Source organism: Variovorax sp. GW821-FHT10B04, assembly GCF_059415645.1.
Genome location: NZ_JBWKNQ010000006.1, coordinates 196,916 through 210,406 on the forward strand (window position 1 = coordinate 196,916; position 13,491 = coordinate 210,406).

Annotated in this window: 10 protein-coding genes and 1 pseudogene; 8 read left to right on the forward strand and 3 right to left on the reverse strand. The window is 68.6% G+C overall.

Translation table 11 applies throughout. From position 1 onward, the window contains the following. Positions 1–391: 391 nt before the first annotated feature. The 8 genes from AC07PZ_RS17140 to AC07PZ_RS17175 all read left to right on the forward strand — a co-directional run bounded on the left by AC07PZ_RS17140 (position 392) and on the right by AC07PZ_RS17175 (position 10,315). A complete protein-coding gene (locus AC07PZ_RS17140) occupies positions 392–1,777 on the forward strand; it encodes a replication initiation protein (protein WP_495296321.1) in 1,386 nt (461 codons plus the stop codon). Between the two features lie 172 nt (positions 1,778–1,949). Beyond that, positions 1,950–2,798 (forward strand): crotonase/enoyl-CoA hydratase family protein, encoded by an 849-nt coding sequence (locus tag AC07PZ_RS17145; protein WP_495296322.1) that lies wholly within the window; start codon positions 1,950–1,952, stop codon positions 2,796–2,798. 75 nt (positions 2,799–2,873) lie between these two features. Beyond that, positions 2,874–3,716: an amidohydrolase family protein gene (locus tag AC07PZ_RS17150; protein WP_495296323.1), complete on the forward strand. Its 843-nt coding sequence runs from the start codon at positions 2,874–2,876 to the stop codon at positions 3,714–3,716. A 261-nt stretch (positions 3,717–3,977) separates the two neighbouring features. Continuing rightward, complete coding sequence (locus tag AC07PZ_RS17155) at positions 3,978–4,859, forward strand: H-NS family nucleoid-associated regulatory protein (RefSeq protein WP_495296324.1); 882 nt, start codon at positions 3,978–3,980, stop codon at positions 4,857–4,859. Positions 4,860–5,342: 483 nt separating this feature from the next. Continuing rightward, positions 5,343–6,011 carry an aldehyde dehydrogenase iron-sulfur subunit PaoA gene (gene paoA / locus AC07PZ_RS17160; RefSeq protein WP_495296325.1) on the forward strand — a complete coding sequence of 223 codons (669 nt, stop codon included), beginning with the start codon at positions 5,343–5,345 and terminating at the stop codon, positions 6,009–6,011. Continuing rightward, positions 6,008–6,952, forward strand: coding sequence for an FAD binding domain-containing protein (locus AC07PZ_RS17165; protein ID WP_495296326.1), 945 nt, complete (start codon positions 6,008–6,010; stop codon positions 6,950–6,952). The genes paoA and AC07PZ_RS17165 overlap by 4 nt, the downstream gene beginning before the upstream one ends. 4 nt (positions 6,953–6,956) lie before the next feature. Further along, positions 6,957–9,143, forward strand: a complete 2,187-nt coding sequence (paoC, locus tag AC07PZ_RS17170) for an aldehyde oxidoreductase molybdenum-binding subunit PaoC (protein ID WP_495296327.1) — start codon at positions 6,957–6,959, stop codon at positions 9,141–9,143. A gap of 83 nt (positions 9,144–9,226) precedes the next feature. Continuing rightward, positions 9,227–10,315 carry a MerR family transcriptional regulator gene (locus AC07PZ_RS17175; protein WP_495296467.1) on the forward strand — a complete coding sequence of 363 codons (1,089 nt, stop codon included), beginning with the start codon at positions 9,227–9,229 and terminating at the stop codon, positions 10,313–10,315. Here AC07PZ_RS17175 and AC07PZ_RS17180 read toward each other — a convergent pair. From AC07PZ_RS17180 to AC07PZ_RS17190, 3 genes and pseudogenes are all read right to left on the reverse strand, one after another. After that, positions 10,269–11,138: a F0F1 ATP synthase subunit gamma gene (locus tag AC07PZ_RS17180; RefSeq protein ID WP_495296328.1), complete on the reverse strand. Its 870-nt coding sequence runs from the start codon at positions 11,136–11,138 to the stop codon at positions 10,269–10,271. The genes AC07PZ_RS17175 and AC07PZ_RS17180 overlap by 47 nt on opposite strands. 5 nt (positions 11,139–11,143) lie before the next feature. Continuing rightward, positions 11,144–12,703: pseudogene (locus AC07PZ_RS17185) on the reverse strand (F0F1 ATP synthase subunit alpha); the annotation flags it as partial. Further along, the gene (locus AC07PZ_RS17190) at positions 12,690–13,430 is read right to left on the reverse strand and encodes a F0F1 ATP synthase subunit delta (protein WP_495296329.1); all 741 of its coding nucleotides are present in this window, start codon (positions 13,428–13,430) and stop codon (positions 12,690–12,692) included. The gene AC07PZ_RS17190 and the pseudogene AC07PZ_RS17185, both read right to left, overlap by 14 nt. Between the last annotated feature and the right edge of the window lie 61 nt (positions 13,431–13,491).

Consider the following 13,491-nt stretch of genomic DNA (forward strand, 5'->3'; position numbering starts at 1 on the left):
TCGCCAAAATCAGATTTTCTCTATATTTATCAATAACTTAAAAGAAAAATCTCGCGCAAAACGTCCGCAACGTAACCGGAACTGTCCGCGGTCTACTCGAACATGTCCGTGATTTACGCGGCAGTCGTCCGCATCCTACGCGCCCATCCTGGCGAGTTATCCCCAGGCCCGAAAGCACCGAATTCGAGACAAAAATCCTCACATTGGTGCTTGTGTCCGTGGTCTACGCGGGCTTCTGGCACCTCTCCAGCGCCCGCCTTCCCTCATTTGTCCGTGATTTAACCGAGGTGCCAGACGTCCAAAAAGAGGAAATGTCCGCGATTTACGCGTGCCGGACACACGATCCAGATGTCGCGTTGTGTCCAAACTGCGCCGGACATATGATCGACGCATGAACAAAACCATCGGTGATGCCGTTTTTGCCGCCGCGGAGGGGACGCCGGACAACGTCGAGCTCCGCAAACCGCACGAGATGATCGTGATGGTTCCGCGCTCGGCGCGGGTCACGCTCACCGCGAGACGTATCTATACAGTGCTCCTGCAGGTGTCCCAGGCGCGCCTCGACGCGCTTGACGCCATGCCACCGGCGGACTTTCTCTTCGAAGCCCCGCTGGCGGCGATCCTGCGAACCACCGGATCGGCCGGCAACGACCGCACTGCCGCCAAGCGCTATCTCAGCGAAATGCGGAGCCTGGAGGTCGACTGGGAGTCCACGGCACCGGGCGATGGCGTCAAGTGGCGGGGCTTCTCGATGCTGTCGGAAGTGGTCCTCGAGGTGCGGCGGGGCGAGAACTGGGTGGGCTGGTCGTTTCCGCCGTCGATCATGGCCGTGCTGCGCGACCCATCGCGCTGGGCGCGCATCGATCTGGAGATCCTGGCCAAGCTCGGGACCTACGCAGGCATCGCGCTGTATGAAATCTGCGTGCGCTACCGCGACAACCCGGGCGGCGTGACCAGCCGCAAGCCGATCGCCTGGTGGACCGATGCGTTGAGCAACATGCCGGGCGGCGACCGGCGTGAATGGCGCAAGTTCAAGAACGAGCGCATCAAGGAGGCCGTCGCCGAGATCAATCTCGAAACGGATCTCGAAATCGAGCTCATCGAGCACAAGCGTGGGCGTGTCGTCCATGAAGTCCAGTTCGCGGTTCGGAAGAAGATCAAGGCGCCCTCGCGCGGCGGCGCACGCGATCCGGTCGATGCGAACCTCGCGCTGCGCGCCGAGACGCTCGGCATTCGCGAAATCAAGCTCGATGCACTCGTCAAGGAGTTCGGCGAATCCTCGGTGCGGGAAAAGCTCGATGCGCTGGAGCGGCGTGCCGCCAACGGCAACCTGCGCCGCGTGGACAACGCCTATTCCTATCTGCGCTCCCTGCTGCGCAATGCCGATGCGTCGGATGAAGCGCCCGGCACCGATCGCGAAGACATGGCACCGGAATCCGTCGTGACCGTGTCGACCGTGACGGTGCCTGCCCAGGTCGTCGGCGCACGCGTCGCGCCCGTGCCCGAGGACAGCTGGATGACGCAGCGCATCCGGGCGATCCGGGCCGAAGTCGACAGCCTCGACTCGGCGCGGCGCCAGGTCTGGGTCGACCGTGCACTGCAGGATCTCGCGGCCAAGGGGTTGCTGAGTCCGGTCATCAGCCGCCGCGCCGCGCAGGGCGACGTGCTGCACGGATTGCTGGGCTCGAAGGTCGTTCAGGCCTATGCCGAAGCCACCTACGGGCTGGCCTGGAATGTGCAGCCGATCGAGACGGACGTGCAGCACCAGCTCGTCTGACGCGGCGGCCCCGGGAGCGGCCTTGCAGGGCAACACGGTCTCCCGCAGCCAACGGAACCTCTCGCTCGGCGCGGCGGGAAAACGCGTGTCGCGAGTGAGATGCCTCGCGCGGCACGCGGCGCGGCCTGCATGAGAACATCGCGCGCAAAGCACCACCAACGGAGACATTGCCATGCAAGCGACAGAGACAGCCTCGACCTCGGAAACCTTCCGCGATCGGGTCACCGTGCAGATCGACGCCGACGGCGTCGCCCAGGTTCGCCTTTCGCGGCCCGACAAGATGAATGCGATCGACGCCGCGATGTTCGCGGGGATCGTCGCGGCGGGCGAGCGGCTGCAGGGCATGCGCGGCCTGCGTGCCGTGGTCCTGCACGGCGAAGGGCGCGCCTTCTGTGCCGGCCTGGACATGGCGAGCTTCGGACGCATGAGCGAAGGCGGCGTGGTCGCCGAAGGTCTGGTCGACCTGCTGCCGCGAACGCACGGCCTGGCGAATCAGGCGCAGCAGGTCGCCTGGCTCTGGCGCGAGCTGCCCGTCCCCGTCATCGCCGCCGTGCACGGCGTGGCCTATGGCGGCGGTCTGCAGATCGCATTGGGTGCGGACGTACGGCTGATGGCGGAAGACGCCCGGATGTCGGTGATGGAGATGCAATGGGGGCTGGTTCCCGACATGGCGGGCATTCCGCTCATGCGCGAACTGCTGCGCGCGGATGTGGCGCGCGATCTCGTGTTCAGCGCACGCGTGGTCGGTGCCGCGGAGGCGTGCAGCATCGGTCTGGGAACCCGTGTCTGCGCGGACCCGCTGGCGGACGCGTTGGCGATGGCGCGCGGCATCGCAGCCCGCAACCCCGATGCGGTGCGCGCAGCAAAGCGGCTGCTGAACCAGTCGCACGACGGCGACTCGGCGGCGCTGTTGGTGGCCGAATCGGTGGAGCAGCAATTGCTGATCGGCAGCCCGAACCAGCGCGAGGCGGTGCGTGCCGGCATGGAAAAGCGTGCAGGGCGCTTCGTGGATCCGAACTGATGTGACCCTGGGCGGCCAGGTCGGTGTCCTGCGTCAGAATCTCCGGCGAATTTCGCTTTGAACTGAACGCCATCCATGGACACCGCCATCTTCTCGCTCCCCAAGATCGACTGCCACTGCCACCTTTTTGACCCGGCCGCATTTCTCTATGTGCCGGGCGTGTTCTATGAGCCGGCCGGTGGTGAGATCGCCACGGCCGCCTATTTCAAGGAGGTCATGCAGGCCTACGGCGTGCAGCATGCATTGCTGGTCGGACCGAACTCCGGCTATGGCACCGACAACCGCTGCATGCTCGACGCGATCCGCCATGGCGACGGCCGCTTCAAGGGCATCGCCGTAGTCGAGAACGATGCGTCGACCGCGCAACTGCAGGACCTCCAGGCGCAGGGTGTCGTAGGCATCGCGTTCAACATGGCGCTGCTGGGCCTCGCGCACTATGCCGATGCAGATGCGCTCTGGCGTCGCATTGCAGCGCTCGGCATGCATGTGCAGGTGCAGGTCCAGGGCGATCAGATGGCCGAACTGGCGCCACGGCTGCGTGATTGCGGCGCACGGATATTGGTCGATCACCATGGTCGGCCGGACCTTGCCCATGGCCTGGAGAGCCCCGGTTTCCAGGCGCTGCTGGGACTGGCCGACAGCGGGCGCTGTGTCGTCAAGCTGTCGGGTTACGACAAGTTCTCGCAGCACGCTTTGCCCTGTGCCGATGCGTTGCCTTTCACTCACAAGCTGCTGGAGACCTTCGGTGCAGACCACTGCATCTGGGGCTCGGACTGGCCCCACGTGCGCGCCACGCGCCGCATCGACTACGGTGTGTTGCTGAGCGTGTTCGTGCGCAGCGTGCCATCGTCGGATGACCGGCGAAAAATCATGTTCGATACCCCGGCGCGCCTGTTCGGTTTCGGCTCCGCGAGCTGATCGGCGCATTGGCCTGCATCGTGGACGTCTGGCGACGCGATGCGCATACCGGCCTCATTGCACGCAATGTGCAGACTGAAATACATCCGCCTTCTTGAATTCGATATCCGAATTCGCATGGCTTCTCTGGTGAGGGTCCGTCGTTTGTCGTTGAGTCGTTCGAGCCGCAAATAAGTGTCCAATTACCCAATGCCGCGAATCTGAAATAGACATTGGCGCGGGCCAATTAGAATTGCGCTTTTCATCCTTCGAGACCCATTCATGACGAAGACTTACGCCCAGATCGCACGCGAGATCGCCGCCTTGCAAGCCACTGCCAGCAAGCTCTATGCAGTTGAGGTCAAGAGTGCCGTGGCCAAAGTCAACGAGTTGGTTGCCAAATACGGTCTGTCCGCAAGCGACCTGGCGTTTTCCGCTGCATCTGGCGGAAGCGGGGCGGATGCATCGGCACCGGCTGCAAAGGCTGCTGCTGCACCCGCAGCGGCGGGCGCCAAATACAGCGATGGTCAGGGCCGCGTCTGGGGTGGCCGTGGTCCGCGTCCGGCCTGGTTGCGCAGTGCCATTGCCGCGGGACGTTCGCTGGAAAGCTTCCTGATCGCCGGTGCGGCCGATGTCGTGGCCGCATTGACCCGTTCGACCGGCGGCACCGCCAAGAAGGCAGTGGCAAAGAAGCCGGCCGCTACCGGCATTGCCAAATACGTGAATCCCAAGACCGGCGCAGGCTGGAGCGGCCGTGGCCCGCGTCCGCAATGGCTGAAGGACGCGCTGAAGAAGCGTGGAAGCAAGATCGAGGATTTTCTCGGTGACAAGCCGGCGTCGGTCGATGCAGCGGTTGCAGCACCCGTTGCGCCCGCGCCTGCAAAGAAGGCTGTGGCACCCGTGAAGAAGGTCGCCGCCAAAAAGGTTGCAACCAAGAAGGTCGTTGCCAAGAAGGCGGCGGTCAAGGTTGCAGCCAAGAAGGCCGTCAAGGCACCGGCGAAGAGCGTGCCCGTTGTGCCCGCCAAGAAGGCTGCGGCAAAGAAGGCTGTCGCCAAGGCACCGGCCAAGAAGGTGCCTGCCAAGAAGGCGGCGGTGCCAAGCGCCGCCCCTGCAGCGCCGGCCGCCGCAGCACCGGTCGCCGAGGCATCGGGTTCCGCGGCCTGATCGACCACCCCGGCCGGTCTGGGCCGGGGCTCCATGCCTTCATTCAGCGCAGGGCCTGCGCTGAAGGCCGCATCTCCGATGGGCCGCTTGCCGTGAATACGTCCCGTATTCGACCGGGCGCCTGTTCAGGCTCAATTCCCCAATTCCCATGTGCGATCTCCCGCGGCCATTCGGTGCGGGAGGCGCCCGACGCCTTCCGCACCGCGTCTGACGCACCGCGCCTGCCCCGCCGCCGCCGGGTAACACTCTCGGGTCGGCCGCTGTCGCCGCGGTCGGTCTTGTCCTGCGCGCGCTCGGCGGCACGCACCTACGGACCCGCTCGAATCGCCATCGTTTACTGATTCCCAGACCTTGCCGGAACAACGCAGCAGCCGTTGACGCAACGAGGTTGGGAGGCGCTCATGCCTGCACACCGATGCATGCGTGGGACAGCCGATGCCACGAACGAACGCCCCCCAACAGGGCCGTGCTGGGAAATCCACGATGTCACACCCACAGATCGATGAGAGCAATGCCTTCGAGGTCCGCCGCCGCGGACTTCTGGCCGGCAGTCTTGCCACCGCGGCCGGCGCCTGGATGCACGCCACGGACAGCCAGGCGCAGACTGCGTCCGACCCGCTGCCCGCCGTCGCGGACCGGTCGACCATGCAGGTCACGCTGACCGTCAACCGACGCGCCTACGCACTGGAACTCGACACGCGCACGACCTTGCTGGACACGCTGCGCGAACACCTTCATCTCACCGGCTCCAAGAAAGGCTGTGACCACGGCCAGTGCGGCGCCTGCACCGTGCTGGTCAACGGCCGGCGCATCAACAGCTGCCTGACGCTCGCCGCCATGCACGAGGGTGACCGGATCACGACGATCGAAGGGCTCGGCGTGCCGGGTACGTTGCATCCGATGCAGGCGGCCTTCGTCAAGCACGACGGTTTTCAGTGCGGCTACTGCACGCCGGGCCAGATCTGTTCGGCAGTGGGTACGCTGGACGAAATCCGGGCCGGTGTGCCAAGCCATGTCAGCGCCGACGTGGCCGCCGCACCGCAGCCCACGCCCGACGAGATCCGCGAGCGCATGAGCGGCAACCTGTGCCGCTGCGGCGCCTACGCGAACATGCTCGAAGCCATTCAGGAAGTCGCCGGGGTGAAGGCATGAAAGCGTTCACCTACGAGCGCGCCGCATCGCCCGCAGGTGCAGCCGCGGCACTGGCGACCCACCCCGGCGCCAAGCTGATCGCGGGCGGCACCAACCTGCTCGACCTGATGAAACTGCAGATCGAGACGCCCACCCATCTGATCGACATCAACCGTATCCAGCTCGACCAGGTCGAGACCGCGACGGATGGCGGCCTGCGCATCGGCGCGCTGGTGCGCAACACCGATCTCGCCGCGCATCCACGGGTGCGCCAGGACTACGCCGTGCTCAGCCGCGCCTTGCTGGCCGGTGCGTCCGGCCAGTTGCGCAACAAGGCCACCACCGCCGGCAACCTGCTGCAGCGCACCCGCTGCCCGTATTTCTACGACACCGCGCAGCCTTGCAACAAACGGCGACCCGGCTCGGGCTGCTCGGCCATCGGCGGCTTCGATCGCAACCTCGCCGTCCTGGCGACCAGCGACCAATGCATCGCCACGCATCCGAGCGACATGGCGGTCGCGATGCGTCTGCTGGACGCCACCGTCGAAACCGTGCGGGCCGACGGTGCGCGGCGCACCATTCCGATCGCCGACTTCCATCGGCCGCCGGGCAGCACGCCCGATGTCGAGACGGCATTGGCTCGCGACGAAATGATCACGTCGGTGCTGCTGCCCGCGCCACTCGGCGGCAAGCACTTCTATCGCAAGGTGCGCGACCGCGCGTCGTACGCTTTCGCGCTGGTCTCGGTCGCCGCCGTGGTCCAGCCCGATGGCCGAGGGCGCTTCGCCTATGGCGGGCTTGCGCCGAAGCCATGGCGCGTCGAAGCGGCCGAGTCACAGCCGGACGCCGCGACCATCGCGCGCATGACGCTGGCCGGTGCGCGCATCGGCAGCCACAACGCCTTCAAGCCGTTGCTGGTCGAACGCACGCTCGCGTCCGTGCTGGCCGAATCGAGGAGCTGAGACCATGAAGTTCGATCAACCCGCCAGCCGCAACCCGATCGACCGCCTGCGGGTCGTCGGCAAACCGCATGACCGCGTCGACGGACCGTTGAAGGTCACCGGCACCGCACCGTATGCCTACGAACGGCACGACGTGGTGCCGAACCAGGCCTATGGCGTGATCCTCGGGTCGTCGATCGCGAAGGGCCGCATCCGCCGCATCGACACGACAGCCGCACGTGCAGCACCCGGCGTGATCGCGGTCGTCACGCACGAGAACGCCGGCGAAGTCGCCAAGGCCAAGGCCATCACCGCGAAGCTGCTCGCCGGGCCGGACGTGGACCACTTCGGCCAGGCCGTGGCGATCGTGGTGGCCGACAGTTTCGAGCGGGCGCGTGCGGCGACGCACCTCGTCGAGATCGAATACGACCGCGCCGCAGGGCGCTTCGATCTCGCCAGGGAGCGCGGCTCGGCGGTGAAGCCGAAGATGGACGGAGACGAACCCGACACCGCGGTCGGCGACTTCGATGCCGCCTTCGCCGATGCGGCCGTCAAGATCGACCAGACCTACACGACGCCCGATCAGAGCCACATGGCGATGGAGCCGTTCGCGACCATCGCGTCATGGCAAGGCAAGCGCCTCACGGTCTGGACTTCCAACCAGATGATCGCCTGGGCACGGCGCGATCTTTCGGAAGTGCTGGGCATCGCGCGCGACGACATCCGGGTCGTTTCGAGCTATGTGGGTGGAGGCTTCGGTTCCAAGCTCTGGATACGCAGCGACGCGGTCATGGCCGCGGTCGCCGCGCGCGTGGTGGGGCGGCCGGTCAAGGTGGCGCTGGCACGCCCGCAGATCGCCAACAACACGACGCACCGGCCCGCGACGATCCAGCGCATCCGCCTCGGCGCAGCGCCGGACGGCAAGTTGCTGGCGATCGCGCACGAGAGCTGGTCGGGCGACCTGGCCGGCGGCCAGCCCGAGACCGCCGCCATGCAGACGCGGCTGCTCTACGCCGCAGCCAACCGCCGTACCGCACACCGCCTGGCCACGCTGGACCTGCCGGAAGGCAATGCGATGCGGGCGCCGGGCGAGGCGCCCGGCCTGATGGCGCTGGAGATCGCGATGGACGAGCTGGCCGAGGCCCTGAAGATCGACCCGGTGGCCCTGCGCATCGCCAACGACACGCAGGTCGACCCGGAGAAGGCCGGCCGTGCTTTCTCGCAGCGCGACTTCATCGGTTGCCTGCGCGTCGGGGCGCAGCGCTTTGGCTGGGAGCGCCGCGTGGCGGCGCCGGGCCAGGTGCGCGAGGGGCGCTGGCGCATCGGGATGGGCATGGCGAGCGCCTTCCGCGGCAACCTGGCGATGCGTTCCGCAGCGCGCGTCGCGATCGATGGCAGCGGCGTGGTCACGGTCTCGACCGACATGACGGACATCGGCACCGGCAGCTACACGGTCATCGCCCAGACGGCGGCCGAATTGCTGGGTGTGCCGCTGGCGCAGGTCCGCGTGCGGCTCGGCGACTCGGACTTTCCGGTGTCCGCGGGGTCGGGCGGGCAGTGGGGTGGCAACAGCGCGACCGCCGGCGTCTACGCGGCCTGCATGAAGCTGCGCGAGGCGCTGGCCCGCAAGGCCGGCTTCCTGGCCGGCGACGCGCGCTTCGACGGCGGCCGGATCATCTCGGGCAGCCGCAGCGTCGCGTTGGCGGAACTGGCCGGCCGCGCCGGCCTGGTCGAGGAAGACGGCATCGAGTTCGGCGACCTCACGAAGACCTATGCGCAAGGCACTTTCGGCGCGCATTTCGCGGAGGTTGCGGTCGATGTCGACACGGGCGAGGTGCGCGTGCGGCGAATGAGCGGCGCCTTCGCGGCCGGCCGCATCCTGAACCCGAAGACCGCGCGCAGCCAGGTCATCGGCGCGATGACCATGGGGCTGGGCGCCGCCCTCATGGAAGAAGCCGTTGTCGACGCGCGGTTGGGCTGCTTCATCAATCACGACCTGGCGGAATACCACGTGCCGGTCCATGCCGACGTGCCGGTGCAGGACGTCTTCTTCCTCGACGAGGTGGACGACAAGTCCTCGCCGATGAAGGCCAAGGGCGTGGGCGAACTGGGGCTGTGCGGCAGCGCCGCCGCCATCGCGAACGCGGTCTACAACGCATCGGGCGTGCGGGTCAGGGACTATCCGCTGACGCTCGACAAGATCATGCGTTGACCGGCAAAAAGCAGGCCGCACTTGACCCGGCCCCGGCGGCCGGCTTTAAAAAGGCGCCCATGGTCAACACATGCGAGGCGATCTTGAGCTCTTCCGTTCGATTCCTGGGCCCGGCCGAAGCCGCCCACCGGCTCGGTATCTCCGCCAAGGCGCTGCGCCTCTATGAGGCGCATGGCCTGGTCGCCCCGATCCGCAATGCGGCCGGATGGCGGTCCTACGGCCCCGCCGACATGCAGCGCGCCGAGGACATCGTGGCGCTCCGCGCGCTCGGCCTCGGCCTCGCGCAGGTGGCGGGCATGCTCCAGGGCGGGGCTGAAGGCCCGAAGCAGGTACTGGCGGCACACCAGGCCGCGCTGGAAGGCCGGGTTCGTCAACTGGCGGGCGCGATCGAGAAGGTCCATGGGCTGCGGGCCGGGCTCAGCGATGGCCATGGCCACGCGCCGACCGCCGAAGCGGGCGCGGGCTTGCCGGATTCGATGCAAGGACCTGTTGTCGAATTCGAGCTGCCCTGGCCGTGGGGCGGGGAGCGGTTCGCGTTGCGCGGCATCCGCCGGCTGAACTACATCGTCGGCCCGCTGGGCAGCGGCAAGACGCGGCTGGCCCAGCGTCTGGCGGAGGTTCTGCCGTCGGCGACTTTTCTGGGCCTGGAACGCGCGACGGATGGCGTGGCGACAGCGCGGCTGGCCGCGGATCGCGGGCTGAGCGCGCGCGTGGAATGGACGCTGGCACGGCTCGTCGCCGATGGCGCCATTGCGTCCGATGCGCTGGTCGCCTTGGTTGCAGCGCTGGAGGCCGAAGCTTCGGCCGCCCTGGTCGTCGACCTGGTGGAACAGGGGCTGGACACCGCCACGCAGCGGGCACTGGCGGCCCACCTGCGTCACCGCAGAACGGATATCGGGGGAACGACAGACACGGCCGCCGCGACCGACGTCGGCCCGCTGTTCCTGCTCACGCGATCGAGCGTCATCCTGGATCTGGCCGCGGTGGGCGCCGACGAGTCCATCATCTTCTGCCCGGCGAATCACAGCCCGCCCATGTGGGTTGCGCCATGCCCGGGCGCGGCCGGCTACGAGGCCGTCGCGAGCTGCCTGGCAACGCCCGAGGTGCGCGCGCGGACCGAGGGCGTCATCGCGTGGCGTCGCCGGCCTGTTCGCCCGCCGCGAGCTCGATGATCTCCGCCGTGATCTCGGCCTGCCGCACCATGCGCTGGGTCGCCTGCATCGTGTCGAGCTGCCGCTCGATCTGGCTGCAGGCCGCGGCCATCGCCTCCATGCGCGCCTCGTTCTCCGCCGCGAAGGCATGCAGCGCAGCGTGGCACAGCTGCGCGTGCAGATAGTCCTCGCTCAGCGCGGCGACCAGCGTGGCCGGCGGCAGGTTGATCAGCGGCTTGTCGCCGTTGCGGGGCGGCTGCGGAAAGGCGTCCGCATCGACCGGGAGCAGCCTGCGCCGCTCGACGTGCAGGCCATGGCCCGGACGCCACGCGCTGAACACGACATCCAGCCGGTCGACCGCGCCCGCCGCGATGCGCGCATACAGCGCCTGCGCGATTCGTTCGGCGAGCGCCGGAACGCCGTTCGGGTGCGAAGGCGCCGCGCCCTGCCATGCGATGGCGATGCCGCGCGCCGTGGCGACCGTCGCGCCGCGCGTACCGACCAGAAAGAGCTCGGCCGCGGCCGCGCCGGAGCTGGCGGCGCCGAGCGGTGCCGCGTCGAGCACGCGCTCGCTGAAGGCGCCCGCGAATCCCTGCTCCGCGACGAACACCAGCAACGCCGGCCGTGCGGGGCGTGCCGTGTCGCTCGCCGCGTCCGATGGCACCAGGTCGAGCGCCCGACCGATCGCGATGGCCAGGGTCTGCGCATGGGCGTCCACTGCCGCGAGCTGGTTGCGCGCCTGCTGCGCCCGCGCCGCGGCGATGCCGCGCATCGCGTTCACCACGGCGCCCAGTTGCCGGACACCGCGGATGCGTGCGTCGATGTCGGCCAGGCGTTCGGTCATGGGCGGGCCGGTGCCGCCGCCGTTGCGGCGGGCACGTCCGCCGGCGTGTCCGGCACGAGCGACCGCGCGTGCGCACGCATCGCGTCGAGCAATGCCTGTCGCTGCGCGTCGTCCAGCTTGCCGGTGTCCTGAATGGCGCGCACCGCATCCGGCGCGCTGCGGTCGATCGCTTCGCCCAGGCGCTCGCGAAAGTGTTCGATGGCGGGCAAGGCCATCGCATCGAGCAGCCCGGCCTGCACCGCCAGCACCAGCGCGACCTCGTCCGCGAGCCGCAGGGGCGCGTGCTGCGGCTGGTTCAGGATCGCGCGGATGCGGGCGCCGCGCGTCAGCTGGTCGCGCACGCGGCCATCCGGCATGCCGCCGAAGCGGGTGAACATCTCCAGCTCCAGGAACTGCGCATAGTCCAGCCGCAGCGTGTCGGCAGCCTTGCGCAAGGCCGGCGCCTGCGTCTTGCCGCCGACGCGGCTCACGCTGGTGCCCACGTCCACGGCGGGCTTCTGTCCTTCGTGGAACAGCTTGGCGTCGAGCACCACCTGGCCGTCGGTGATCGAGATCAGATTGGTGGGAATGAACGCGCTCAGGTTGCCGGCATCGGTCTCGGCGATCGGCAGCGCCGTCAGCGAGCCGCCGCCTTTCTCCGCCGACAACTTGGCCGCCCGTTCCAGCAGCCGCGCATGCACGTAGAACACGTCGCCCGGGTAGGCCTCGCGGCCGGGCGACTGGCGCGTCAGCAGGGCGATCTCGCGGTGGCTCGCGGCATGCTTGCTCAGGTCGTCGATCACGATCAGCGCGTGCTGGCCACGGTCGCGGAAATACTCGGCCATCGTGAAGCCGGCGAAGGGCGCGATCCATTGCAGGCCGGCCGAACTCGACGCGCCGGCCACCACCACGATGCAGCGCTCGGGCGCGCCGTGCGTGCGGATCGCATCGATGGCGCGCCGCACCGCCGAGCTCTTCTGCCCCACCGCCACATAGACGCAGACGATGTCGCTGTGCTTCTGGTTGAGGATGGTGTCGATGGCCACCGCGGTCTTGCCGGTGGCCCGGTCGCCCACGATCAGCTCGCGCTGGCCGCGGCCGAGTGCGAACAGCGTGTCGACCACCAGCAGGCCGGTCTGCACCGGCTGCGTCACCAGGTCGCGGTCGATGATGGACGGCGCCGGGCGCTCGATGGGCGCCAGGCTGTCGGAGACGATCGGCCCCTTGCCGTCGAGCGGGCGCCCGAGCGAATCGACCACCCGGCCGAGCAGCGCCGGGCCGACCGGCACACGCACCACGTCGCCGCTGCCGCGGACGGCATCGCCGGCCTCGATGGCATCGACCGCGTCCAGCAGCACGCAGCCGATGCGCTCGCGCTCCAGCACCTGCGCGAAGCCGAACTGGCCCTTGTCGAAGCGCAGCAGTTCGTCCAGGCGGACGTCCGGCAGGCCCGAGACGAAGGCGATGCCGTCGGCCACCTCCTCGACGCGCCCGATGGCATCGGTGCGGGCGCCGAGCGCCAGCGCATCGAGCCGGCCGCGTGCCTGGTCGAGCCAGGCGTCGGCCTGCAGGTCAGGTGCCGTCATGGGCCACCTCGGTCTGGATGCGTTGCAGGTCGGCGCGCCAGCTGTTGCTGACGACCAGGTGGGCGCCATGCAGCTCGATGCCGGCGACCAGCGCCGCGTCGGTGCGGAAGGCGAGATCCGGTGTCGCACCGAAGGCCTCCGCCAGGCGCGCCTGCAGGCGGCGCTGGTCGTCGGGCGTGAGCGGCGACGCGCTGATGACCTCGAGCGCCGTGCCGGACGCGGCCAGCGTGCGGCGCTGGGGCTCGGGCAGACCGTGGATCTGCGCGACCAGCCGGTCGATGAAGACCGCCTGCACCGCCGCGCCGCCCAGTGGCGCGCACAGCCGCGTGGCGATGTCGACGGCAAGCCGGGCCGCACGCTCGCGCCAGGCGTCGTCGGCCGCTGCCTTCTGCTTGTCGATGGCCGCCAGCGCGTCCGCCGCGACCGTGGCTGCCGCCTTCGTCGCGGCTTCCATTGCGGCGGCGCGGGCACGATCGGCCGCGGTGTGCGCCTCTGCCAGGATCGCCTCGCGCTCCTGCGCAAAGCCGGCCCGCGTGCGTTCGATCTCGGCGAGCGCGGCCGCAGCCTGGGCGCGCTGGGCATCGGCGTCGGCCAGCGTCTGCTGCGCCACCGCATTGCGCTGGGCGATCATGGCCGCCACGGGTTTCCAGAAGAAGTGCCCGAGCAGCCAGACCAGCACCAGCACGTTGACCGCCTGGAAGGCGAGGGTCCACCAGTCGATGGTCATGTCACTGGCACCACGTGAAGCGATGAGCGCGGGGGCTTCATGTCAGAGCCGCCCGGCCGCC